The 22,247-nt window shown below is 60.6% G+C and carries 24 protein-coding genes; 9 read left to right on the top strand and 15 right to left on the bottom strand.

The annotated features are described in order from the left end of the window. Positions 1 to 42 precede the first annotated feature (42 nt). The 4 genes from dsbG to HCU66_RS10715 form a co-directional block, all read right to left on the bottom strand. Positions 43 to 816, bottom strand: a complete 774-nt coding sequence (gene dsbG / locus HCU66_RS10730; RefSeq protein WP_205888467.1) for a thiol:disulfide interchange protein DsbG — start codon at positions 814 to 816, stop codon at positions 43 to 45. Continuing rightward, a complete protein-coding gene (locus HCU66_RS10725; protein WP_205888466.1) occupies positions 786 to 1,658 on the bottom strand; it encodes a TlpA disulfide reductase family protein in 873 nt (290 codons plus the stop codon). Before HCU66_RS10725 ends, dsbG begins: the two co-directional genes overlap by 31 nt. Further along, a complete protein-coding gene (dsbD, locus tag HCU66_RS10720; RefSeq protein ID WP_205888465.1) occupies positions 1,658 to 3,394 on the bottom strand; it encodes a protein-disulfide reductase DsbD in 1,737 nt (578 codons plus the stop codon). The genes HCU66_RS10725 and dsbD overlap by 1 nt, the downstream gene beginning before the upstream one ends. A gap of 130 nt (positions 3,395 to 3,524) precedes the next feature. Next, a complete protein-coding gene (locus tag HCU66_RS10715) occupies positions 3,525 to 4,211 on the bottom strand; it encodes a hypothetical protein (protein ID WP_205888464.1) in 687 nt (228 codons plus the stop codon). Positions 4,212 to 4,607: 396 nt separating this feature from the next. Here HCU66_RS10715 and HCU66_RS10710 point away from each other — a divergent pair, with 396 nt between their 5' ends. The 5 genes from HCU66_RS10710 (at position 4,608) to HCU66_RS10690 (ending at position 9,056) form a co-directional block, all read left to right on the top strand. Further along, positions 4,608 to 5,288 carry a response regulator gene (locus HCU66_RS10710; protein WP_205888463.1) on the top strand — a complete coding sequence of 227 codons (681 nt, stop codon included), beginning with the start codon at positions 4,608 to 4,610 and terminating at the stop codon, positions 5,286 to 5,288. After that, on the top strand, positions 5,285 to 6,610 hold the full coding sequence (locus HCU66_RS10705) for an ATP-binding protein (RefSeq protein ID WP_205888462.1): 1,326 nt from the start codon (positions 5,285 to 5,287) through the stop codon (positions 6,608 to 6,610). Before HCU66_RS10710 ends, HCU66_RS10705 begins: the two co-directional genes overlap by 4 nt. A 104-nt stretch (positions 6,611 to 6,714) precedes the next feature. Then, the gene (locus tag HCU66_RS10700) at positions 6,715 to 7,200 is read left to right on the top strand and encodes a GNAT family N-acetyltransferase (protein ID WP_205888461.1); all 486 of its coding nucleotides are present in this window, start codon (positions 6,715 to 6,717) and stop codon (positions 7,198 to 7,200) included. A 134-nt stretch (positions 7,201 to 7,334) separates the two neighbouring features. Next, a complete protein-coding gene (locus HCU66_RS10695; RefSeq protein WP_205888460.1) occupies positions 7,335 to 8,747 on the top strand; it encodes an aspartate aminotransferase family protein in 1,413 nt (470 codons plus the stop codon). Between the two features lie 81 nt (positions 8,748 to 8,828). Next, positions 8,829 to 9,056 carry an MbtH family protein gene (locus tag HCU66_RS10690; protein WP_205888459.1) on the top strand — a complete coding sequence of 76 codons (228 nt, stop codon included), beginning with the start codon at positions 8,829 to 8,831 and terminating at the stop codon, positions 9,054 to 9,056. 118 nt (positions 9,057 to 9,174) lie between these two features. Here the strand turns inward: HCU66_RS10690 and HCU66_RS10685 are convergent, their stop codons facing one another. The 9 genes from HCU66_RS10685 to HCU66_RS10645 all read right to left on the bottom strand — a co-directional run bounded on the left by HCU66_RS10685 (position 9,175) and on the right by HCU66_RS10645 (position 16,079). Beyond that, on the bottom strand, positions 9,175 to 10,089 hold the full coding sequence (locus HCU66_RS10685; protein ID WP_205888458.1) for a metal ABC transporter substrate-binding protein: 915 nt from the start codon (positions 10,087 to 10,089) through the stop codon (positions 9,175 to 9,177). Then, positions 10,090 to 10,989 carry a metal ABC transporter permease gene (locus HCU66_RS10680; protein WP_007906536.1) on the bottom strand — a complete coding sequence of 300 codons (900 nt, stop codon included), beginning with the start codon at positions 10,987 to 10,989 and terminating at the stop codon, positions 10,090 to 10,092. Beyond that, positions 10,989 to 11,732: a metal ABC transporter ATP-binding protein gene (locus tag HCU66_RS10675; protein ID WP_205888457.1), complete on the bottom strand. Its 744-nt coding sequence runs from the start codon at positions 11,730 to 11,732 to the stop codon at positions 10,989 to 10,991. Before HCU66_RS10675 ends, HCU66_RS10680 begins: the two co-directional genes overlap by 1 nt. After that, a complete protein-coding gene (locus HCU66_RS10670; RefSeq protein ID WP_205888456.1) occupies positions 11,729 to 12,655 on the bottom strand; it encodes a metal ABC transporter substrate-binding protein in 927 nt (308 codons plus the stop codon). Before HCU66_RS10670 ends, HCU66_RS10675 begins: the two co-directional genes overlap by 4 nt. A gap of 35 nt (positions 12,656 to 12,690) precedes the next feature. After that, positions 12,691 to 13,266, bottom strand: a complete 576-nt coding sequence (locus HCU66_RS10665; protein WP_205888563.1) for a DUF6162 family protein — start codon at positions 13,264 to 13,266, stop codon at positions 12,691 to 12,693. An 8-nt stretch (positions 13,267 to 13,274) separates the two neighbouring features. Then, positions 13,275 to 13,595 carry a hypothetical protein gene (locus HCU66_RS10660; protein ID WP_205888455.1) on the bottom strand — a complete coding sequence of 107 codons (321 nt, stop codon included), beginning with the start codon at positions 13,593 to 13,595 and terminating at the stop codon, positions 13,275 to 13,277. Further along, the gene (locus tag HCU66_RS10655) at positions 13,592 to 14,134 is read right to left on the bottom strand and encodes a thiamine pyrophosphate-binding protein (RefSeq protein WP_205888454.1); all 543 of its coding nucleotides are present in this window, start codon (positions 14,132 to 14,134) and stop codon (positions 13,592 to 13,594) included. Before HCU66_RS10655 ends, HCU66_RS10660 begins: the two co-directional genes overlap by 4 nt. Continuing rightward, on the bottom strand, positions 14,131 to 15,336 hold the full coding sequence (locus HCU66_RS10650) for a PepSY-associated TM helix domain-containing protein (protein WP_205888453.1): 1,206 nt from the start codon (positions 15,334 to 15,336) through the stop codon (positions 14,131 to 14,133). The genes HCU66_RS10655 and HCU66_RS10650 overlap by 4 nt, the downstream gene beginning before the upstream one ends. Positions 15,337 to 15,620: 284 nt before the next feature. Then, positions 15,621 to 16,079 carry a VOC family protein gene (locus HCU66_RS10645; protein WP_205888452.1) on the bottom strand — a complete coding sequence of 153 codons (459 nt, stop codon included), beginning with the start codon at positions 16,077 to 16,079 and terminating at the stop codon, positions 15,621 to 15,623. A gap of 232 nt (positions 16,080 to 16,311) precedes the next feature. On the opposite strand from HCU66_RS10645, the gene HCU66_RS10640 reads away from it, so the two are divergent. From HCU66_RS10640 to HCU66_RS10625, 4 genes are all read left to right on the top strand, one after another. Next, on the top strand, positions 16,312 to 16,587 hold the full coding sequence (locus tag HCU66_RS10640) for a hypothetical protein (protein ID WP_205888451.1): 276 nt from the start codon (positions 16,312 to 16,314) through the stop codon (positions 16,585 to 16,587). A 101-nt stretch (positions 16,588 to 16,688) separates the two neighbouring features. Further along, on the top strand, positions 16,689 to 17,303 hold the full coding sequence (locus HCU66_RS10635) for a LysE family translocator (protein ID WP_205888450.1): 615 nt from the start codon (positions 16,689 to 16,691) through the stop codon (positions 17,301 to 17,303). Between the two features lie 205 nt (positions 17,304 to 17,508). Next, the gene (locus HCU66_RS10630) at positions 17,509 to 18,675 is read left to right on the top strand and encodes a cysteine desulfurase family protein (RefSeq protein WP_205888449.1); all 1,167 of its coding nucleotides are present in this window, start codon (positions 17,509 to 17,511) and stop codon (positions 18,673 to 18,675) included. Between the two features lie 56 nt (positions 18,676 to 18,731). Then, positions 18,732 to 20,540 (top strand): aminopeptidase P family protein, encoded by a 1,809-nt coding sequence (locus HCU66_RS10625; RefSeq protein WP_205888448.1) that lies wholly within the window; start codon positions 18,732 to 18,734, stop codon positions 20,538 to 20,540. Positions 20,541 to 20,746: 206 nt separating this feature from the next. On the opposite strand, the gene HCU66_RS10620 is transcribed toward HCU66_RS10625, so the two are convergent. Next, a complete protein-coding gene (locus HCU66_RS10620; protein ID WP_205888447.1) occupies positions 20,747 to 21,028 on the bottom strand; it encodes a hypothetical protein in 282 nt (93 codons plus the stop codon). A 169-nt stretch (positions 21,029 to 21,197) separates the two neighbouring features. Next, positions 21,198 to 22,085, bottom strand: a complete 888-nt coding sequence (gene rhtA, locus HCU66_RS10615) for a threonine/homoserine exporter RhtA (protein ID WP_205888446.1) — start codon at positions 22,083 to 22,085, stop codon at positions 21,198 to 21,200. Between the last annotated feature and the right edge of the window lie 162 nt (positions 22,086 to 22,247).

Genomic DNA, 22,247 nt, shown 5'->3' with positions numbered 1-22,247 from the left:
TCCCGTAGGAGCGAGGCTTGCCCGCGAAGGGGCCGGCTGGGATTACTTAGGCCCGAGAATCTTCACCAACTTGTCCGGTGACGGCGCGCCTTGCTGTTGTTGCAGCTGGCCCTTGTCATCCATGTAGAAAATCGCCGGGGTGGCGGCCAATTCCAGGTCTTCCATCAACTTCATGTTCGCCGCCAGTTTCGCTTGAATCGCCGGTGGCACGTCTTTCAGCGGCTTGAGCGAACTGCCCTTGCCGGATTTCTCATGTTCTTCCAGGGCTTTCTGCGGGTCCTTGGCCGCCAGCAGCGCGGCGGACTTGCCGGGACTGTCTTCGCGAATGATGCCGACCATGATGTGCCGCAACTGCACCTTGCCGGCCTTGACCCACGGCCGCGCCTGTTCCCAGAACATGTTGCAGTATGGGCAATTCGGGTCGCTGAACAGGTAGACGACCCGCGGTGCGTCCTTGTTGCCGTCAGCGATCCAGTGGCTGGCTTCCATCTTGCTCCAGATTTCCTTGGCCATCGGCGCGTACACCAGTTTCTGCAACGGCGCGCTGCTCAGGTCATTGCCGTCGGCGTCATACAGATTGCCGAGCAGCACATGTTTGCCATCCAGGGTCAGGTACAGCGTCATGCCGCGGTTCTGGTACTGCGCCGCGTAACCGCGCAGGCCGTCGGGCGCGTCGAAGGTGCCGACGATTTTGGCGCCCTTGGCTTCGATCTTCTTGATCGCTTCAGGCAGTTCTTCGGCCTGTACCGACGGCAGGTGCAGCAGGGCGGCACCCAGGGTCAGTGTCAGCAGGTGGCGGAGGCGGAGGCGGAGCATGGCAAGTTCCTTGAAGGCGTGGCCGAGGTGGCCGGGTTCGGGGTGTCGAAGTTTTCCAGGGCGCGGGCCAGGCTGGCTTCAGAGAGTTCGCCCAGATGGCTGCCCAGCAGGTGCCCGTCAGGGCTATAGAACAGCGTAGTCGGCAATGCCATGGAACCCACCGCCTGACTCAATCGACCGCTGCCATCGAACAGCACGTTGGTCAGGCTCAGGCCCTGGGTTTCGAGGAAGGTGGCGACGCTCTGCATGCTCTCGGACTGGTTGACGAACAGGAACGTCAGGTCCGGGCGTTGCTGCTGGGCGTTTTCCAGCACCGGCATTTCCCGGCGGCACGGTGGGCACCAGGTGGCCCAAAGGTTGATGATCAGCGGACCGCCCTGGTAGTCGCTGAGCGGTATGGCCTGGCCGGCGGCATTGCGCAGGGTGATCTGCGGCAGGCGCGTGCCTTGTTCGTACATACTCAGGGAGAAACTCGCCAGCAGCCAGAACGCCAGGCCACTGACCACGCCAAAGCCCAAGGGCCGACGCATGCCCGGGCGACGCCAGCCTCGATACAACGCAGCCAGCAACAACACGACCACCCCCGGCCAGGCGAGAAAACCACCGTCGCGCAGGTCGATGATCTGCCACGGATCGTTGCGATAGTGCGCCCAGTAGGCAATCACGAAGCCGACCCGGGCCGCCAGCATGCCCAGCAGGAACAGGCTGAACAGCACCGACTCCGGGTTCTCGCCGCCGCGCTTGGCCACCCGCCAGCCGACCAAGGTCGCCAGCGCCAGGGCACTGATCAGCAGCAGGTGATTAAGCGCGATGGCAAAGGTGCCGAGGGTAAAGGTCAGCATTAACGAGTGTCTCGGGTGGTGGTCCAGTGTTGCAGGAAAGTGCCGGCATCGACCTCACCGGTGATGCGCTGGCTGCGGCGCTCAATGCCGTCGGTGCCTATCCACAACAGGCTGGGCGGCCCCGGCACTTTGTAACGGCCGAGCAGTTCGCGGCTGGCGGCATTGTCGGCGGTGACGTCCAGCCGTAGCAAGCGCACATCGCGGAGCGCATCCAGCACCTGGGGTTTGCCGAAAACCTGTTTTTCCATGACTTTGCACGAGACACACCAGTCGGCGTAGTAATCGAGCAGCACCCATTGGCCCTGGTCCCGTGCGGCGTCCAGCTCCCGTTGCAGTGCGATCGGGTCCTTGATCGTGGTGAAGGCATCATGGGCGCTTGGCGCGGCAGCGTCGGTACGGCCGGTGCTGTACACCTGCAACGGCTGATACGGATCGTCACTACCGCCCGCGGCACCGATCACCAGCAGGCTGCCCCAAAGACCCAACAACAGCGAACTGACGCCGAACAAGTGGGCAACCCGGCCAAAACCTTGCGACTGCTTCCAGGCACTGTAGGCGGCGATCAGCAACAACGCGCCGCACAAGCCGAGCCATAGCGATTCATCCAGCACCGGGCGCAGCATCAGCAGCGCGGTGGCGAGGAACAGGAAGCCGAACACGCCTTTGAGCAGGTTCATCCAGGCGCCGGGTTTGGGCAGGAAACGATTGCCGACGGTCACCAGCAACAACAGCGGTACACCGATGCCGATGCCCAGGGCGAACAGAATCAACCCGCCGTGCAGCGCATTGCCGCTCTGGGCGATATAGAGCAGGGCGCCGGCCAATGGAGCGGTCATGCACGGGCCGACTAACAGGCCGGACAACGCTCCCAGCACACCGGCGCCGATCAGGTTGCCACCGCGCTGGTTGCGCGAAACATGTTCCAGGCGATCTCGCACGGCCACCGGCAATTGCAGTTCGAAAAAGCCGAACATCGGCAAGGCCAGCAGCACGAACACCGCCGCAAAGCTGCCGAGCAGCCATGGATTCTGCAGCAGCGCTTGAAGGTTTGCCCCGAGCGCCGCCGCCAGAACGCCCATCGCCGCATACACCAGCGCCATGCTGATCACGTAGCTGCCGGCCAAGGCAAAACCGCGTTTAGGCGTGGCGCCACTGCCGACGATCAACCCCGCCAAAATCGGCAGCATCGGCAACGAGCAAGGGGTGAATGCCAGCAGCAGCCCCAGACCGAAGAACACCAGCAGGCTCCAGCCCAGCGCCCGCTGTTGCAGGCCACTGGCCAGGGCCTGGTCGGGCGCTTCTTCATTGAACGCGGCAAGGACGTTACTGGCGCCAAGGTCGACCACTTGAGTCTGCGGCGGATAACACAAACCGGCATCGGCGCAGCCCTGGAAGCCTACCTTGATCTGACCGGCGGCACCGGCCGGGATCTTCAGCTCCAGACCCTGGCGGTACACCTGCTGTTCGCCGAAGAACTCATCGCTGTGGGACTCGCCTTCGGGCAGCACCGGCATCTGCTCCGGGGCCAGACCGTCGAGTTTCAGGCGTTTCTGATACAGGTAATAATGGTCGGCGATCTGCCAATAGAGCTGGGTTTCGCCGGATTCAAGGCGTTCGGAGGTGAAGATGAATGCTTTTTCCACCGGGAGAAATTCGGGTTTGGTTTCGAACGGATTCGTTCCTGCCTGGGCGATGCCCGAGATCAACAGAACGAAGAATAGAAACAATCGACGCATGGGTAAGCCTTATCCCTGTGCAAGTGAGGTGCACAGTGGAGGGCGGCGATTAACCGATGATTAACCGCGCCCTGCGTCAATGTGGAGAGGAAGAACTCCAATTTACCTGCATCGGACCTTATTCAGGGCCTCAGCCGCGTAACAACCCGGGCCAAGTGGCGTCGTTGACGTTGCGCAGACCGCCTACCACACCGCCGCTCTGAATGTTGTAAATCAAGAACTGGTTGTTGGTCAGGAAAATGTACCAATAGCTGTCTGCAAACGTTCGATCGTTTTGTGCGGCGGTGATGATTCGGTCTTTATAAGGCTCCAGCCCCCGCATCGAATTGTAGGTGATGGCGCTGCGGGTCAGCTTTTTAGTTGCGTAGTTGAACGACAGATAATGCCCGTCATTCAAGAGGAATCTAAACAGGGAGGGGTAGCCGGAGATTTGCCACCATGTTCCAGCGACGATCTGGTCAAAGTAAGGCAGTATCGGAGCCCACATCGAATTGACAACTTTGTATTTGCCAGCCACCGCGTCAAGATCCTGGTCGTATTCACAGACCATTGGCGTATTGCCGTCGTAATAGAATAGCCATGAAGTATCCTGGTCATCAAACAGGCCTAACGAGGTGGTGGTGAATCCAAAGCGTAGATTTTTAACATGTTGCTCGAAGCCCCCCCAGTTTCCTTCGACAGAGGTGGGGTATTCCGGCGGAACCGTTTTGTCGCCAATGTCAAAGCGAGTATAGGTGTCGGTATCCTTGAAGAAGAAATAAATACGATCAGGGCCCGCGCGCCAGTCGATGGCGACAAAGTTTTTTAATGTTGGCATTTTCTGAATCCTTTCAGTTTGTGAAAAGGCTCTTGCTGGTAAGTAGAGCTGTTTCGGTTTGAGTTTGTTTGCGCTCGCTCTAGCGGGTGAGCGCATTTTGGTTTTCTAGTGTGTGTCGGTTTGTTTTATTGAATTATCAAGTTTGTGAGGGCTTGGTAATGAACTTAGATTATCGCGTTAAATCGCTCTTTGATATGGGCTTTGATAAGAGGGTTGTATCTATTTAAAACGGAGATGGATGATGAAGTTGATAAAGCAAAGAGCGCTTTCTGTATCCGTCTGACACTGCAACAATGGCGTAACTCAAGGCTGTGCTTCTCCTGGCGGGTGACGCTTGCCATAATTGCGGCTTAATCCTCACCTGCTTGACTCATGTTTTTTGCTCATGGAGCTCCCATGCACGTACTGGTTTGTGAAGACGATGAGTTGATCGCCAGCGGCATCGTTGCCGGCCTGACCGCTCAAGGCCTGACCGTCGAGCACGTCGCCACCGCATCAAAGGCCCGGGCGATGCTCAAGGTCGCGGAGTTCGACGTCATGGTGCTGGACCTCGGCCTGCCCGATGAAGATGGCCTCAAGCTGTTGCAGCAGTTGCGCCACCATGGCCTGGAGATTCCAGTGCTGATCCTCACGGCCCGCGATTCGGTCACTGATCGGGTCGACGGCTTGCAAGCCGGCGCCGACGATTACCTGCTCAAACCATTCGATCTGCGCGAACTTGCCGCGCGGCTACACACCCTGTTGCGACGAGTGGCGGGGCGCAGCGTCAATCTGATTGAACACGGTCGTTTGACCTACGATCCCAGCAGCCGCGAAACCCAGCTCGGCGGCCAACCGGTGGATTTGTCGCGCCGTGAGCAATCGCTGCTGCAAGCCTTGCTGCATAACCGTGGCCGGGTGCTGTCCACCGAGCAACTCAAGGACAGCGTGTACGGTTTCAACGACGAACTGGAAAGCAACGCCCTTAACGTCCACATCCATCACCTGCGGCGCAAACTCGGTAACGGCATCGTCGAAACCGTGCGCGGCCTGGGCTATCGCCTGGGGCCGGCCGATGGCGGAGAGCAATCGAAGTGATGAGCCTGCGTTTGCGCCTGAGCCTGACCCTCGGTGCCGCGTTTGCATTGATCTGGGCCCTGGCCGCCGCCTGGATGCTCAGTGATCTGCGCAACCAAATGATGTTTTCCCTCGACCAGCGGCTGGTGGCGTCGGCGCGGATGGTCGCCGGGCTGCTGGAGCAATTGCCGACGTTGCCGAGCAAGGGCGAGGGCACCCATTTCAGTGCCGAGCAACTGAATATCCCGGGTGGCATGGCTTGTCAGGTCAGCTCGTTGCGCGGCGAGATTCTGGCCCGCAGCCACAGCAATCCCGAGCAAGCGCTGGAAGCCGAGAAAATGGGCTTCCACGATCAGATCATCGACGGCGCGCCATGGCGCAGTTTCACCCTGGCGCGGGGGGATGTGCGCATTACCACCGCCGACCGGCAGATCGAGCGCGAAGCCTTGAACATGTCCATTCTGCTGGCGGCCTCGGTGCCGGTCGGCGTGGCGCTGCTCGGCTGCCTGTGCCTGTTGTGGCTTGGCATCGGTCAGGGGCTGGCACCGCTCAATCGTATGCGCGATGCCTTGATGCGGCGCAGCGCCGATTCTCTGGAACCGTTACAGATCCAGCCGCTGCCCAGCGAGCTGCAACCGCTGCTGGACACCCAGAATCAGCTGTTCCAGCGCATCGGCAAGACCATCGAGCGCGAGCGGCGCCTGACCGGTGATGCCGCGCACGAGTTGCGCAGCCCGCTGACCGCCATCAAGACCCATCTGCAGGTGGCGCGCATGACTGATGGTGCGGCCCGGGATCAGTCTCTGGCTCGGGCTGAAGAGGGCGCCGACCGTCTGCACCGTACCCTAGAACAATTGTTATTGCTGGCGCGTGTCGAGGGCAGTCTGTCGTTCGATGATGGTGTGCAATGCAGTGCCGAGCAGGTGGCGAAACTGGCGATTCAGGATGCGGCCAGCAGTGACCGTCAGCGGATCAGGTTTCAATTGCCCGCCAGACTCTCCGATGCGCCGGTGCAAATGCCTGCGGTGCTGTCGATTGCCGCGTTGCGCAACTTGCTCGACAACGCCCTGCGCCATACCCCGGGCGATGGCGCGGTGGAGCTGAGCCTGGAAACCAGTGGCGATCGCGTGCGCTTTCTGGTCCGCGACCATGGCCCGGGGATTGCCAAAGACGACTTGCAACACCTGACCCAACGCTTCTGGCGCAACAGCCAAAGCACCGGTTGCGGCCTCGGCCTGGCGATTGTCCAGGCCATTGTCCAGCGTTGCGGTTGCACTTTGCATTTCGATAGCCGGCCGGATGGGTTGCGGGTTGAATTGACGATGCCGTTGCAACCGGTCTGACGCTTTAGCGCACACCAAATGTAACGTCTCTCCATTAGCCACCCGGCCCCCACAGCGCTATCGTCCCCGGCAGCTTTGACTCAATGGATTGAGGTAACAGCGCCATGGATGCATCGATACACATCTGCAAGGCCACGCCCGCCGATGCCGGCATCATCTGCCGGATCGTCGAGCGCTCCATTCGCGTCGGGTGCGCGCTCGACCATCGCAACGATCCGCAAACCGTCGCCACCTGGACCCACACCAAGACCATCGACCACGTGCAGCCCTGGCTGTCCGACCCACGGTTGTACCTGAACATTGCGCTGTTGCAGGACAAACCGATCGGCGTTGCCATGGCGGCGATCAGCGGCAAGGTCGCGTTCTGTTACGTGCAGCCGGAATGGTTTCGGCGCGGCGCCGGACAGGCGCTGGTGCACGACCTCGAGGCGTGGTTGATCGCTCGGGGTTTGCCTCAGGCGCGACTCAACAGCACGCGTACCAGCGAGGCGTTTTACCATCGCCTGGGTTATCGGACTTGCGCTGAAACCTTCACCGTGGCGGGACTCCGCGCCATCCCCATGCTCAAGTCGCTGTCGCCACCTTCATAGAAAGCTGATCGAGGGTCTAAATCCTTGAGGTCCTGATGCGTTTCCAGAACAGGAAAACCTGCAAGTGCGCTCCGTGACTGGAATGCGCACCTGTCCGGTGTGCAGTTTTGGTCACTATCAACAGGGGTCGAGAGATGTCAGTCGCTACCAGCCTTATCGAAGATCAGCCGGCCCGGATCATCCCGATACCTGCCGAGACGCTTTATCAGTTCAACGAATCGCCGCTGCTGGCCCGTCAAAGCCAGCAGGAATCGAATGCCCGCAGCTACCCGCGGCGCATTCCCCTGGCACTCAAGCGTGCCAAGGGCATTTATGTCGAGGACGTCGAAGGCCGCCGTTTCATCGATTGCCTGGCCGGAGCCGGAACCCTGGCCCTGGGGCACAACCATCCGGTGGTGATCGAAGCGATTCAGCAAGTACTGAGCGATGAACTGCCGCTGCACACCCTCGACCTGACTACGCCGGTCAAGGATCAGTTTGTCCAGGACCTGTTCGGTCTGTTGCCTCCGGCGTTGGCCGCGCAAGCGAAGATCCAGTTCTGCGGCCCCACCGGCACCGACGCCGTGGAAGCCGCGCTGAAACTGGTGCGCACCGCCACCGGGCGCAGCACGGTTTTGTCGTTCCAGGGCGGTTACCACGGCATGAGCCAGGGCTCGCTGAGCCTGATGGGCAGTCTGGGGCCGAAAAAGCCGTTGGGTGCCTTGCTCGGCAGTGGCGTGCAGTTCATGCCATACCCCTACGACTATCGTTGCCCGTTCGGGCTCGGCGGCGCGCAAGGGGTGCAGGTCAACCTGAATTACCTGGAGAACCTGCTCAATGATCCGGAAGCCGGCGTGCAATTGCCCGCTGCCGTGATCGTCGAAGTGGTGCAGGGCGAGGGCGGGGTGATTCCGGCCGATCTTGACTGGCTGCGCGGTGTGCGGCGCATCACCGAGAAGGCTGGCGTGGCGCTGATCGTCGATGAAATCCAGAGCGGTTTTGCCCGCACCGGCAAGATGTTCGCCTTCGAACACGCCGGGATCATTCCGGACGTGGTGGTGATGTCCAAGGCCATCGGCGGCAGCCTGCCGCTGGCGGTGGTGGTCTATCGCGACTGGCTCGACACCTGGCTGCCGGGCGCCCATGCCGGAACCTTCCGCGGTAATCAGATGGCCATGGCCGCGGGCTCTGCGGTGATGCGCTACCTGACTGAGCACAAGGTTTGCGAGCACGCTGCCGCCATGGGCGGACGCCTGAGTGAACACTTGCGCATCCTGCAGCGGGACTTCCCGCAACTGGGTGATATTCGCGGACGCGGCTTGATGCTGGGCGTCGAATTGGTCGATCCGACTGGCGCCCCGGACGCTCAAGGCCATCCGCCGATTTTCGGGCGTCTGGCGCCACTGGTGCAGCGCGAATGCCTCAAGCGCGGGTTGATCCTCGAACTGGGCGGGCGCCACGGCGGTGTCGTGCGTTTCCTGCCGCCGCTGGTGATCACCGCCGCGGAAATCGATCGGGTGGCCGAGATTTTCGGCAGGGCCATGGCTGCTGCCACTACCAGCCTCTAAATTTTTCGGCGCCTCGAACGTTCTTTTTACATAACGGCTGCGCACGGCGTGCAGCCCACCCTACAGCGATGGAGACACAGCATGACGTCAGTATTCGACCGCGAGGACATCCTCTTTCAGGTCGTGGTCAACCACGAAGAGCAATACTCGATCTGGCCCGACTACAAAGCCGTGCCACAAGGCTGGCGCACCGTGGGCAAGAGCGGCCTGAAAAAGGAATGCCTGGCCTATATCGAAGAAGTCTGGACCGACATGCGTCCACTGAGCCTGCGCCAGAAAATGCAAGAGCAGGCGGCCGTGGCTCACTGAGTTGTCAAGTGAGACGCGAAGCGTCTCTGGCTGCATTCCCACGCAGAGCGTGGGAACGAAAAGCCCGCTGAACCGGTAAGGTCAGCGGGCTTCATTGTTTTTTTAACATCAAAAGATCTTAGGCAGCAGGCTTACCGCTCAACCCCTTGATGACCAAATCCACATCCCCTTCCAATTCGGCCACCGGATCCGCCCCATCGACACTCAACACCACCAACCGACTGCCAGCCTCGGCAATCACCGCTTTCACCGCGTCCGACGGCTGTCGATGATGCAACACCACCGCCACGTCATGGTCCTTGAGCATCACGCTCAACTGCTTGAGAGCTTCGGGCGTCCACTCAGCATCTGGCCGTGCATCCAGGCCGATCAGTTCCAGGTTGAGGCTGCCAATCAGGTAACCGAAATGATCGCTCAGGCTCATCACACTCAGGTTGTTGGCACTGGCCAGCCGTGACTCGCTGTCGGCGCTGAGCTTGAGCAGGCGCTGTTTGAGCGCTGCCAGGTTAGCGTCGATCTTCGGTTTGGACGCTGGCGTCAGGCGTACCAGGTCTGCCGCCATGACGTCCGCCATGCGCCCCATGTTGTTGCTGGAAAGCCACGGCTGACTGTTCAAACCGTCGACCTTGTTGTCAGGCTGCACGGCGATGCCGGGCAGGGCGCCGTCCACCGGGCGGGCGGCGTCGACTTCGACGATACGGATGTTGCTGCGCCGGGCGTTCGGGTACAGCGGATCGTCAGGCCACAGCGAGCGCAGGCCGATCACTGCATCGGCATCGATCGCCAGCTTATTCAGCGCGGGAGCGCCACGGCCGGTGAAGTAAGCAGTCTGCCGGCTCCCGGGCAGGTTGTCCGGGGCGGCGCGCTCAAGACGGACATCGGTGCCGTTGAGCAGAACTTCGCCCAAGCCATAGGTGATCGGCAGGGAGGCGAGCACGCGCAACGGTTTGGCGCTGTCAGCGGCGAGCAGCGGTGTGTTGACCAGCCCACAGAGGGTTACAGCCAGGCTCAATTGACGCAGAGAAAAAGACATTTATCCGAGGTTCCCTTTCAGACTGGGGACGATGCCGCGAGCGATCGCGGCCAGGGCGAAGGCGATGCCGGCCACCAGAATGATCGCGGCACCGGACGGGATGGGCAGGTCAAACACAATCGGTGCGAGGATTCCGCACAGGGTGCTCACCGTGGCAATCAGCACCGAACACCAGAAAAACCCCTTCAGCGACTGGCTGAGCAAACGCGCGGCTGCCGCTGGAATCACCAACAGCGCGCCGACCAGAATTGCCCCGATGACTTTCACCGCCGCCACCGTGATCAGGGTCACCAGAATCACGAACAGGTAATCCAGGGTCTTCACCGCCACACCGCGCACCGCCGCCAATTGCGGGTTGAAACTGGCGAGCATGATGCGGTTGTACAGCGGCAGGGCCAGCGCCATCACCAGTGAACCAACGATGGCCAATACCAGCAGGTCGTTGCCGTTGACCGTCAGCACTGAACCGAACAGCACGTTTTCCAGAATGTGCACGTTGATCTTGCCCGCCAGAATCAACAACAGACTGGCACCCAGCGCCAACGACACCGACAGAAACACACCGATCAACGTATCCGGCGCCAGACCTGTGCGGTTGCGCAGGTAGTTCAGCAGAATCCCGAACAGCAGGCAGTAACCGAACAGGCTGCCATAGGGACCGGTGTAGGGTTCACCGAGCAGAATGCCGATCGCCACGCCAGTCAACGCCGCGTGACCCACCGCTTCGGAAAAAAACGCGAAGCGCTTGACCACCACCAGCGTGCCCAAGCCGCCCAGCACCGGGCCGATCAGCAACCCGGCGAGCAGGGCGTTGACCACGAAACCATAGGCCAGCGCTTCTGGCAGGTAACCCGACGAGGCCCACCCCTGGACCATCAAACGAAAGGCTTCGTAACTCATCAGGCAACGCTCCGGGGATGGGTCGAGAACAAGGTCAGCAGTCGCTCCGGGGTCAGTGCCTGTTTCGGCGTGGCATCGAACAGCACCCGGCGATTGAGCCCGGTGACCCGGTCCGCCAGACGCCCGACCGCTTCCAGATCATGCTCGATCCACAACACGGTGATGCCGCTCTGGCGCCAGTCGCCCAGCAGCCGTTCGAACACCTGGATACCAGCCTCATCAAGGGCCGACATCGGTTCGTCGAGCACCAGCAGTTGCGGTGCTGGAATCAGCCCCTGGGCCAACAAGACGCGCTGGCGCTCACCACCGGACAGCGCGCCCATGCGCCGCTGGCGCTTGTCCTGCATACCGACCCGCTCCAGCGCCTCGCCAATCGCCACGGCGTAGTGCTTGCTCAACCCGAGGAATGCCGGGCGCCGCTGGCACATGGCGGCCATGAAATCGTCGACGGTCATCGGCAAGCCGCGATCGAACTCCAATGCCTGGGGTACGTAGCCAATGGTGCCGGCGCCGCCGGGCCATTGCAGGCTCAAGCGACCCTGATGCGGCATCTGCCCGAGCAGGGTCTTGATCAGCGAACTCTTGCCGCCACCGTTGGGGCCGACCAGGGCATGCACGCTGCTGGGCCGGACCTCAAAAGTCACCTTGTCGAGGATGGTCGTGCGGCCCAGCGTCAGGCTGACTTCGGTGAAATCGAGGGTCGGGCCGGTGCTTTTTACGGTCAAGGTTTCTTGAGCGGTCATGCGCCGGACTCCTGAATCGCCCGAACCACGGTATTGAGGTTGCCGGTCATTTCTTTTTCGTACTTGTCGGCGGTGTATTCGCCATAGGAAATGTGTGACAGCGGATACAGCTTCACCCCGGACTCACGCTGGATGGTATCGACGTAGGTGGACGGGAAATCCATCTCCGAGAAGATCACCTTCACGTCCAGTTCGCGCAGTTGATCGATGGTCTTTTTCAGTTGGCTGGGGCTCGGTTCGATGCCGTGGGCCGGTTCGACCACGGCGGTCACTTCCAGGCCGAATTCGCGCAGCAAATAGTCGTAGGCCGCATGGACCGTGGCCACGCGCAGCTCGGCGTTCGGCGCCTGGGTCAATTTGGCCAAGGCATCGGCGCGCATCTGCCGCAGGCGTTTGCCGTAGGCGCGGGCGTTCTGGGTGTAGGTCTTGGCGTTGGCCGGGTCGAGCTTGCCCAGTTCCCGGGCGATGTTGTTGACCTGGGCGATAGAGGCGCTGATCGACAGGAACGTGTGCGGATTGACGACCTTGCCGGCACCCCGGGCGGCGACGCCGGTGGCGGCCAGCAGCGGCACGTTTTCGTTGGCTTCGATCACCTTGACGTTCGGGGTTTCGCTGGCGGCGATCATGCGGTCGGCGAAGTCGTCATGGCCCACACCGTTGAGCACGATCACGTCGAGCCCGCTGATACGTTTGATGTCTTCGGCTCGCGGCTCGTAGGCATGCGGGTTGAAACCGGCCGGGATCAGCGGCACCACTTCGGCCTTGTCGCCAACGATATTGGCCACATAACTGTAATAAGGGTGCAGGGTGATGCCGATGCGCAGGCGCTTGGCTTCATCGGCATTGGCCAAAGGGCTCAGCAGACAGGCAAACAGGCCGACCAGCAGCAGGCGCAAGAAAGGACGTTGAGATGAACTAGGCATGGGGAAGCGGTCTTCTCTCGGGTGAAGGCGGGGGTTCAATGCCGATGCTGGCGGGTAACGCCGGCGTCGAATTTCGCGACGATCTGCTGCCAGCCGGTGCCGTTGAGCGCAGCGTCGGTGAGATCGTTGGGGGCGATGAGGGCGCTACCACGGTTGAGCCAGATGTCCGGCGCGGTGTCGTCTTCAGCGGTCAAACGCATCAGAAACGAGCCAGCCACGGTTGGAGTCTGGCTCCGGCCAAAGTAAGCCTTGGCGCCCAGCAACTGCCAGGCATGACCGCCGCGGCTGACAGAACTGGCGTCCTGGGCAAACGGCGCGAAACCTTCATCGGCGAGGGTGACGGGTGTGGGCAGCGCCTGCTGTTCCTGACGCAACAGGTGGATTTCATCCAGTGTGACCCGCAGGTCGGCGTAGATGCCTTGCTCGGAGGCGCTCAGGTCGCGACGGGCATCCAGTTGATGGCTGCCGACGCTGCTCACCTCAAAGGACTCGCCACGCCAGGCGACCACCGAGCCGGCCACCGCCAGGATCATCAGGCACAACAGCAACACATAAAGGGTTTCGTGGCCGGCACCGGCCGGGCGAACCACTTGGGTGGTTGGCGTGGTCATGCTCATGTTCAGGGCGCCTCGATGTCGGCTTGGTCGATCTCGACGACATGACCGGGACCGGCGTCGAACAGCACATAGAACTCGGCGCCGGGCTTCTTGAAGGTCAGGGTCGAATCGGCGCCGAGCTTGCCTGGCACCAGAATGGTTTCGTCGTAACCGATCACGTCCAGGGTCACGCCCGGTGCACCACTGCCGTCAGAGAAGCCGCCGGTGCAACGGATCTGCTCGGCGTCGATGGCCTTGCATTCGCACATCGGGTTATGGGCCAGGGCACCGGTACTGAAGGCGGCGCAGAGCACCAGTAAAACGGGGCGAAAAGCGTTGATCATGGTTTGCCTCCTTGTTTGTTCAGCCATGCGACGGTGGCCGGGGATGCCTGGCTCAGGGGGATGGAGGCTTGATGCATGGCGCCGTCCCAGCCTTCCATGGTGATCCACAGCTCGGCGTCGGTTCTGGTCTTTTCAGGCATCGGCAGCGAAGCGCCCATGCGGTAGGGCGTGCCAAAGAAAATCGCCCCGGCGGCGCGCAGGCTGCGGGGTTTGCCGATGCGCAGGTAAGTCGCCTTGACCTGTTCACGACAACGCTCGCACAGCGCTGCGTTGAAGCCTTTCATGTAGCCGGCGGGGCCTGTCAGCCGCGGCGCTTCGTTGCGCAGCTCAGCCAGTTTCAGGCTCCAGGGACCGACCTGGATTTCGCCGATCTCCCGTTCCCCCAATCCGCTGTCACCGCGAAACAGCGAGGCGTCGGCAAGGTATTTAGGCATGAAGCCCAAAGGGATCAGCAGCAAAAGAATGTTGATGTGGAAGCGCCATTTGTTCCAGAACAGGCTTGCGCGCGAAGGCCGTGGTGCCGGGATCGTCTTGCTCACAGGTTGCCCTCCGGCGTCTGCTGGTTCATGACCGTTTGCGGCCTCGACACCGGGCGCGGGGGCTTGTTGCTGCGTTTTAACGCGTTGGCGGTGGCCAGGGCGGTGCGTTTGGTCCAGATCAGCAATCCACTGAGCACCATCATGCTCAGCAGCAATCCGAAGAAGAACCAGATCAGCTTGATCCAGATCCCGCCAAAGTCACCGGTGTGCAACGGACGCATCGACTCGGTCACGAATTCCAGGCGGGTGCGATCGGTCAGCAACCGCGTGCTGGCAACATCGCCGTTGTACGGGTTGATCTCGGCGGTCTGGAACATCAGCGGGTACCCGCTGCGACCGCCGACCGACAGGTGACTGTAGGCGTTGCCTGGCAGGGTGACGAAACTGGCTTCAAGGCCGGGGATTTGCTCCTGGGCGACCTTGATGGCCTGTTCCAGGCTGATCATCGGGGCCGGCGTGCCGGTGCGGGTCAACGGCACGCTTTCACGCGAGACGACCGACACGACCGGTTCGGTGGTAATCGAAATCTGGTTGTCGAACAGAATCGCCTTGATCAGGAACCAGACGCCGGTGATCGAGATCACCGCGATGAACCAGATCGACCAGATGCCACTGAGCCGGTGAAAATCACCCCAGAAAATCCGCGCGCCATGGCGAATGCGCAGGGTTGGGCGCAAGAAGCCTTTCCAGAACCGTTTGTAAACCACTAGCCCGGTCACCAATGACGCCAGCATCGGCAGCCCGAGGAACGACACCAGATACCAGCCCCAGCTGTAACCGTTGGTGAACGGCACCAGCCACCAGCCATGCAGTGCGCGCGTGAACGCCTTGAAATTGAATGGCGGGGCCGTGCCCTGAATCACTCCGCTGTAAGGATTCACATAGACCGTCACCGAGCGACCATCCGGGTAACTGACGTCCACGTCCAGGGCGAAATGCGACTCGTCGGGGCGGCTGATGCCCTGGACCCGCGTCTGGGGTTCGGCCTGTTTGATGGCGGCGACGATCTGGTCGTAATTGAGTCGAGGCGCATCGTCCGAAGGCGGGCTGGCACGCATTTGCGGGTTGGCCAGCCAGACGATTTCCTGGCTGACCACCGCCAGCGTGCCGGTCACGCAGACGATCAATACAAAGAACCAGATCGGCAGTGCCAGCCAGCTATGGACCAGAAACCAGAGTTTTGAGCGGGATTTCTTCGACATGATTAAAGGTCTTGTTTCGATGAGAGGACCTCTGCTGCGGGCTTCCCAGCGTAGTGGTCCATGAAAAGTCCGGCCGTGGCTTTTGCCTACGCGACCGACTGCATCTAAATAAGACGTATGAGCATCGGAAATCCCGAAAGGGGATATGAAAGTAAATGTTTCGTGTTGCGGTGGCCCTGGGCGGGCTTGCTCACGAAAGTGATCTGACGGTCAACATTGATGGCGAATGTGATGGCCCCATCGCGAGTCTGCTCGCGATGGGGCCTGATCAGGCACCGAAGATCTCAACCCTGCTTGAACATCTCCTTGGCCCGCTGTTCGATCTGTTCCTGAGTCAGATCCTCTTTACGTGTGGCCAGGAACCACAAATGCCCATAGGGATCCTTCAAGGTTCCCGTGCGGTCGCCATAGAACTGATCCTTGACCTCGGACACCACCGTGGCACCGGCATCGATGGCCTGTTTGTAGGATTTGTCCACGTCGTTCACATACAAGTGCAGGCCCACGGACGCCGAGTTGTCCGGATTGCTCAACGGGCCCTGGTCGCACGGCGTGCCGAGCATGATCGAACTGTCGCCGATGCGCAGTTCTGCGTGCCCGATACCGCCATCGGGCATGGCCAGGCGCATGACTTCGGTGGCGCCAAAGGCTTTTTTGTAGAAGTCGATGGCTTCGGCAGCTTTCTGAATGCCCAGATAAGGGGTGATGCTGTGATAACCCTCTGGAATGGGTTTAACGCTCATGACGGTTCTCCTTTTTGTTGTGGGAGCAAGGTGTTCCTTCGCCGATTACCGGTCGGATAACTATAGGTCAACCTCTTCGCCGCAACCGAGAGTCCGACGAGCCGCCGCGGCCCTGAGCCACGCATATCCTTGTCAATCCGATACCCACTATCGAGAGCGTTGATTTCTGCCCTTCGAGAGGCGCGGGTAGCCTGTGTTCATTGCCCCGAACCCAGATACCCGGACGCTCGATATGAAATCTCTACTCGCCACTGTCTTGCTGCTCGCCGTTTCCGTTCTCGCCGGATGTGCCAGTCATGTTTCACCGGAACTGCGCCCCTACACCGCCGAAGAAACCCGGGAGCTGGCGCTGGAAGCCCTGAATCGTCGCGGCTTGTCCTTCGAGGAGTACCACGCGAAGAAAGCCGAACTGCTCGGCCAGCCCCAGCCGGCAAAATCGTTCAGTTTCGATAAACAAGGCGAGATGAACGCCGAGCGCACAGTACAGCTTCACGGTCGCCCAAGCTGAACGACAACTGTACCGCTCGAACTTTCACGCAACTGTCCATGGGTTTCCCTCAAGGCGTGCGATAGGGTCAACACCTGACTGACCCCGATGGACTGCCACCCATGACACTCTCTCTCGACCTGTTGCTGGGCTTTGCCCTGTTTGCCCTTGTCACCTCGATCACTCCCGGTCCGAACAACACCATGTTGCTGGCCTCGGGCGTGAATTTCGGTTTCAACCGCACCATCCCCCACATGCTGGGCATTACCTGCGGTTTCTTCGTGTTGGTGGTCGCCGTGGGTTTCGGCCTGGGCGCGGTGTTTCAAACCTATCCACTGCTTTACACCGTGTTGCGCTATGTCGGTGCGGCCTATTTGCTGTACCTGGCGTGGAAGATTGCCCATTCCGGGCCGGTAGCCGACGGTGAGCAGGGCGAGGGCAAGCCGATCAGCTATTTGGGCGCGGCGGCGTTTCAATGGGTCAACCCCAAGGCCTGGATCATGGCCATCGGTGCCATCAGCACCTACACGCCGATGCAGGGTTATTTCACCAATGTGATCGTGATTGCCGCGGTCTTCGCTTTGATCAACCTGCCGAGCGTCGGGGTGTGGGCCGGCTGTGGCACGCTGCTGCGTAATGTGCTGCGCGATCGCCGCTGGTTGCGGCTGTTCAACTGGGGCATGGCCTTGTTGCTGGTGGCTTCGCTGTATCCGTTGTTGCTCGAAAGTTTTAGCTGACGCATTGCTTCAACCGGTTGCCCGATGCCTGTTAAGCTCGACTTCAGGAGCGTTCCTACGCACTTTTAAATGAAGTTGTACTTCTTTAACGGCCTCCGATCAGGTATTGCTGTCGTTCTGAAAGTTCGGCGTCGCTCACGAGGCGACGCTTTGACATTTCCAGTGACGAGCGTCCTGATCCCGGAACACGCTCTGCGAGTCTTTTATGAATAAACGTCCGTTGTATTTCGACTACGCTGCCACCACGCCGGTGGATGAGCGGGTCATCAAGGTGATGGTCGAGTGTCTGGGTTTTAACGGTAACTTCGGCAACCCGGCTTCCAGCTCCCATGCCTTCGGCCAGCAGGCCCGGCAATCGGTCGAACAAGCACGGTGCCAGGTCGCCGAACTGGTGGGCGCCCAGGCCGAGCAGATCGTCTGGACCTCCGGCGCCACTGAATCCAACAACCTTGCCCTCAAGGGTGTGGCCCAGGCCCGCGGTGTGTCCGGTGGCCACATCATCACCAGCCAGATTGAGCACAAGGCGATTCTCGACGCGGCAAAACAATTGCAGGACGCCAGCGTTGCCGTGACGTATCTGGTGCCGGATGCCGAAGGCCTGATTACCCCGCAGGCGGTCAGCGAGGCAATGCGTGAAGACACCTTCCTGGTGTCGCTGATGCTAGTCAACAACGAACTGGGCACCGTCAACGACATCCCGGCCATCGGCCAAGTGGTGCGTGATCGCAATGCGCTGTTCCACGTTGACGCGGCTCAGGGTGCAGGCAAAGTGGCGATCGATCTGGCCCGGTGGCCGGTGGATTTGATGTCATTTTCGGCGCACAAGGTCTACGGCCCCAAAGGCATTGGCGCGCTGTATGTCGGGCCTCGTGCGCAACAGCGCTTGCAGGCGCAGATTCACGGCGGCGGTCACGAGGGCGGGTTGCGCTCCGGCACTCTGGCGACGCACCAGATTGCAGCCATGGGCGTAGCGTTCGCGTTGGCAGCCGCGTCGTTCGACGAAGAAAAAGCCACTATCGTGCGTTTGCGTGAACGCTTGCTTGAGTCACTGCTGAGCATCCCTGGCGTGCGCCTCAATGGCAGCTCGACCCAGCGCATTCCTCACACCTTGAGCCTGACCTTCAACGAAGGCGAGTTCAATTCCACGGCGTTGAGCACCTCGATCGCGTTTTCCGCGACTTCGGCTTGCAACTCCGCCAGCAATGCACCGTCCCATGTGCTGCTGGCCCTGGGGCATGACGCCCGCTCGGCGAGCCGGACCATTCGCTTGAGCCTGGGGCGTTTCACCACCGAGCAAGATATCGACCAGGCGGTAGAGCTGATCAAAGCGGCCGTCGCCAGTGCTCCGGCATTCTGGGCGACAGGTCCTTAAACGCCGACTCCGATCGGCACCGAACAATAATGATGAAGTGGTTAGCAGGAGACACGATGAGTACGCAGCCTTCGATCAATGGATTGGTACCCCGGCGCCTGGCGCAAACCCGCGAGCTGATGAGCCGCGAGGGTATTCACGCGCTGCTGGTGCCGTCGGCCGACCCGCACCTGTCGGAATACCTGCCGGGCTATTGGCAGGGACGGCAGTGGCTGTCGGGTTTCCATGGCTCGGTCGGCACGTTGATCGTCACGCCGGATTTCGCTGGCGTCTGGGCCGACAGCCGCTATTGGGAACAAGCGAGCAAAGAACTCAAGGGCAGCGGCATCGAGCTGGTCAAGCTGCAACCGGGCCAACCCGGCCCGCTCGATTGGCTGGCCGAGCAAACCCCTGAGGGCGGTGTCGTCGCCGTCGATGGCGCGGTAATGGCTGTGGCTTCGGCGCGTACCTTGAGCAGCAAACTCCAAGAGCGCGGCGCCCGTCTGCGCACCGACATCGATTTGCTGAGCGAAGTCTGGAGTGATCGTCCGAGCCTGCCGAACGAGCCGATCTATCAACACTCGCCACCTCAGGCGACCGTCAGCCGTGGCGAAAAACTCACCCGGCTACGTGACGTGTTGAAAGAGCGCGGTGCCGACTGGCATTTCATTGCCACCCTCGACGACATCGCCTGGCTGTTCAACCTGCGCGGCGGTGATGTGTCGTTCAACCCGGTGTTTGTGTCCTTCGCCCTGATCAGCCAGCAGCAGGCCACCCTGTTTGTGGCCCTGAGCAAAGTGAGCACCGAATTGCGCGCCATTCTGGAAGAGGACGGCGTGACCCTGCGCGACTACAGCGAAGTGGCCGCCGCCTTGCGCGCCGTACCAAGCGGCGCAAGCCTGCAAGTCGATCCGGCACGGGTCACCGTGGGGCTGCTGGATAACCTGAACAGCGGCGTGAAACTGCTTGAAGGCCTGAACCCGACCACCCTGGCCAAGTCGCAGAAAAGCCTGGCCGATGCCGAGCACATTCGTCGGGCCATGGAGCAGGATGGCGCGGCGCTGTGCGAATTTTTCGCCTGGTTGGAAGCAGCGTGGGGGCGCGAGCGCATCACCGAACTGACCATCGACGAACACCTGACCGCGGCCCGTACCCGGCGCCCGGATTATGTGTCGTTGAGCTTCAACACCATTGCCGCGTTTAACGCCAACGGTGCGATGCCGCATTACCATGCCACCGAAGAAGAACACGCGGTGATCGAAGGTGACGGTTTGTTGCTGATCGACTCCGGTGGTCAATACCTGGGCGGTACCACTGACATTACTCGTATGGTTGCGGTGGGTACGCCGACTGACGAACAGAAGCGCGATTGCACCCGAGTGCTCAAAGGCGTGATTGCACTCTCCCGTGCCCAGTTCCCTCGAGGCATTCTGTCGCCATTGCTGGACGCCATTGCCCGCGCGCCGATCTGGGCCGAAAGCGTCGATTACGGTCACGGCACCGGCCACGGCGTTGGCTACTTCCTCAACGTTCACGAAGGCCCGCAAGTCATCGCCTATCAGGCTGCGGCGGCACCGCAAACCGCGATGCAGCCAGGCATGATCACGTCCATCGAACCGGGCACCTACCGTCCGGGCCGCTGGGGGGTGCGGATCGAGAACCTGGTGTTGAATCGCGAAGCGGGCAAGAGTGAGTTTGGTGAGTTCCTGAAATTCGAAACCCTGACCCTGTGCCCGATCGACACCCGTTGCCTGGAACCGTCGCTGCTGACCGAGGATGAAAAGCAGTGGTTCAACGGCTATCACACCGAGGTGCGTGAACGCTTGAGCCCGTTGCTCGATGGCGCAGCCCTGGAGTGGTTGAACACCCGGACCGCGGCTATTTGATCGGCTTGAGTTCAGGCGCTGTTTCCAGCGCCTGATTCATGTCTGGCTATTGCGCGGGTAGGGCTACCAGTCGCTTTGAAGACACCGCCCAGCAGTATCGGTCTGTAAATCAGCTCGCCCTTTGCTGAACGGTCAGTGACTGACGAACGTTAGCAGCATCCGGGTGAAGCGCCTATCGGGTACGCAAACCCGATGGAAGGGGAGGGTTACTTACAGATGACGATCATGCTGCGGCTGGTATAGCCGGCCGGGTTGAGGCCGAACGGATAATCACCGGGCTCTTCCACGGCATCCCCTGACTTGGCAATGACCTTGTAACCCTTGGGCGCGCACGAATTGGCTGCGCTGGCGTAGCACTTGTCCCAGGAGGATGACAACCCCGAACAGTTGATATGCAGTCCTTTCTTGCCATGTTTCATCTGGGGTTTCGAGGTCGCCGCGCAGCCTGCAATTGCAAGTACGGCGATCAGTATCAAAATTCGTTTCATTGCTGTCCTTATTGAGGCCCCGGATCTTGCGCCCGGGTCTGCCTGCATTCGCTTTTGCTTGAAGCGTTCGGATGTCCCTATCTGAAAAAATCCATATCTGACACTGAGTTACGTGGCCTAAACATGGCCTAATTGAGCGGCAAATACCAGACCTTCGTCAAATCTCATTTCAATCCGCCGCAACCGCGGGCTTGGCGGTACTGCCCATGGTCATGGTCGCTCCGACGGAAGCCAGAATGATGCACAGGATAGCCATCCACTGTGACAGGGAAAGGAATTCATGGAGGAATAACAGACCGGACAATGCGCCAATTGCAGGTTCGATGCTCATTAAAGTGCCGAAGGTCCGGGCCGGCATCCGTGTGAGGGCGACCATCTCCAGGGTATAGGGCAGGGCGGTGGACAGAATGGCGACCCCGATGGCCACGGGAATCAGCGAGGGTGTCAGCAGCGCCGCGCCAGCGTGGATGATGCCGATGGGGGCTACGAACAGTGCGGCAATCATCACGCCCAATGCGGCGGTCTGCACACCATTGTCAGCACCGGCCTTCTGGCCGAACAAAATGTATAACGCCCAGCAGACACCAGCGCCAAGGGCATAACCGGCACCCACGAGGTCAATGCCCGCACTCGTGGCGCCCGTCGGAATCAACAGCAGTAAGCCCACGGCTGCCAGAGCGATCCACAGAAAGTCGATCGCTCGACGTGAGGCATAAATGGCGACCGCCAATGGGCCGGTGAATTCCAGGGCTACCGCAATACCCAAGGGGACAGTGCGCAAGGACATATAGAAGAGGAAATTCATGCCGCCCAGGGCCATCCCGTAGACGATAACGGTGCGCAGGGATTTTGTGGTGAGCTTCGCTCGCCATGGCCGTAATAGCAGCAGCATGATCACGCTGGCGAAGATCAGCCGCAGGGTGGTGGTCCCTTGAGCGCCGATAACCGGGAACATGCTTTTGGCCAGGGAGGCCCCGGACTGGATCGATGCCATCGCTATCAAGAGCAGGCCAACCGAGAACAGAGTCGAGGCAAGGCTGCGGGGGTGGTCATTCATTGCGTGGCATCGTCCGAGGCAGGAAGCGAGAGGATTGTTCTATGTCTTGGGCAATATACTGCGCATTCATTCATGTTGCGTCTATATATTAAGCAGGGATTTTGAATATCCTGATAGAAAAGCCAAATCAGGGGTTGACGGCAGATTCTGGACGTCTATAAT

Source organism: Pseudomonas frederiksbergensis, from assembly GCF_017114915.1.
GTDB classification, from domain to species: domain Bacteria; phylum Pseudomonadota; class Gammaproteobacteria; order Pseudomonadales; family Pseudomonadaceae; genus Aquipseudomonas; species Aquipseudomonas frederiksbergensis_I.
This window is presented reverse-complemented; position numbering and strand designations above follow the sequence as displayed.

Bases quoted from the DNA above. Each gene is read 5' to 3' on its own strand.
- HCU66_RS10620 (WP_205888447.1), bottom strand. From the start codon at position 21,028: ATGAAACGAATTTTGATACTGATCGCCGTACTTGCAATTGCAGGCTGC.
- HCU66_RS10625 (WP_205888448.1), top strand. From the start codon at position 18,732: ATGAGTACGCAGCCTTCGATCAATGGATTGGTACCCCGGCGCCTGGCG.
- HCU66_RS10630 (WP_205888449.1), top strand. From the start codon at position 17,509: ATGAATAAACGTCCGTTGTATTTCGACTACGCTGCCACCACGCCGGTG.
- HCU66_RS10685 (WP_205888458.1), bottom strand. From the start codon at position 10,089: ATGTCTTTTTCTCTGCGTCAATTGAGCCTGGCTGTAACCCTCTGTGGG.
- HCU66_RS10650 (WP_205888453.1), bottom strand. From the start codon at position 15,336: ATGTCGAAGAAATCCCGCTCAAAACTCTGGTTTCTGGTCCATAGCTGG.
- HCU66_RS10710 (WP_205888463.1), top strand. From the start codon at position 4,608: ATGCACGTACTGGTTTGTGAAGACGATGAGTTGATCGCCAGCGGCATC.
- HCU66_RS10640 (WP_205888451.1), top strand. From the start codon at position 16,312: ATGAAATCTCTACTCGCCACTGTCTTGCTGCTCGCCGTTTCCGTTCTC.
- dsbD (WP_205888465.1), bottom strand. From the start codon at position 3,394: ATGCGTCGATTGTTTCTATTCTTCGTTCTGTTGATCTCGGGCATCGCC.
- rhtA (WP_205888446.1), bottom strand. From the start codon at position 22,085: ATGAATGACCACCCCCGCAGCCTTGCCTCGACTCTGTTCTCGGTTGGC.
- HCU66_RS10645 (WP_205888452.1), bottom strand. From the start codon at position 16,079: ATGAGCGTTAAACCCATTCCAGAGGGTTATCACAGCATCACCCCTTAT.
- HCU66_RS10695 (WP_205888460.1), top strand. From the start codon at position 7,335: ATGTCAGTCGCTACCAGCCTTATCGAAGATCAGCCGGCCCGGATCATC.
- HCU66_RS10635 (WP_205888450.1), top strand. From the start codon at position 16,689: ATGACACTCTCTCTCGACCTGTTGCTGGGCTTTGCCCTGTTTGCCCTT.
- HCU66_RS10725 (WP_205888466.1), bottom strand. From the start codon at position 1,658: ATGCTGACCTTTACCCTCGGCACCTTTGCCATCGCGCTTAATCACCTG.
- HCU66_RS10660 (WP_205888455.1), bottom strand. From the start codon at position 13,595: ATGATCAACGCTTTTCGCCCCGTTTTACTGGTGCTCTGCGCCGCCTTC.
- HCU66_RS10715 (WP_205888464.1), bottom strand. From the start codon at position 4,211: ATGCCAACATTAAAAAACTTTGTCGCCATCGACTGGCGCGCGGGCCCT.
- HCU66_RS10690 (WP_205888459.1), top strand. From the start codon at position 8,829: ATGACGTCAGTATTCGACCGCGAGGACATCCTCTTTCAGGTCGTGGTC.
- HCU66_RS10665 (WP_205888563.1), bottom strand. From the start codon at position 13,266: ATGACCACGCCAACCACCCAAGTGGTTCGCCCGGCCGGTGCCGGCCAC.
- HCU66_RS10675 (WP_205888457.1), bottom strand. From the start codon at position 11,732: ATGACCGCTCAAGAAACCTTGACCGTAAAAAGCACCGGCCCGACCCTC.
- dsbG (WP_205888467.1), bottom strand. From the start codon at position 816: ATGCTCCGCCTCCGCCTCCGCCACCTGCTGACACTGACCCTGGGTGCC.
- HCU66_RS10700 (WP_205888461.1), top strand. From the start codon at position 6,715: ATGGATGCATCGATACACATCTGCAAGGCCACGCCCGCCGATGCCGGC.
- HCU66_RS10680 (WP_007906536.1), bottom strand. From the start codon at position 10,989: ATGAGTTACGAAGCCTTTCGTTTGATGGTCCAGGGGTGGGCCTCGTCG.
- HCU66_RS10670 (WP_205888456.1), bottom strand. From the start codon at position 12,655: ATGCCTAGTTCATCTCAACGTCCTTTCTTGCGCCTGCTGCTGGTCGGC.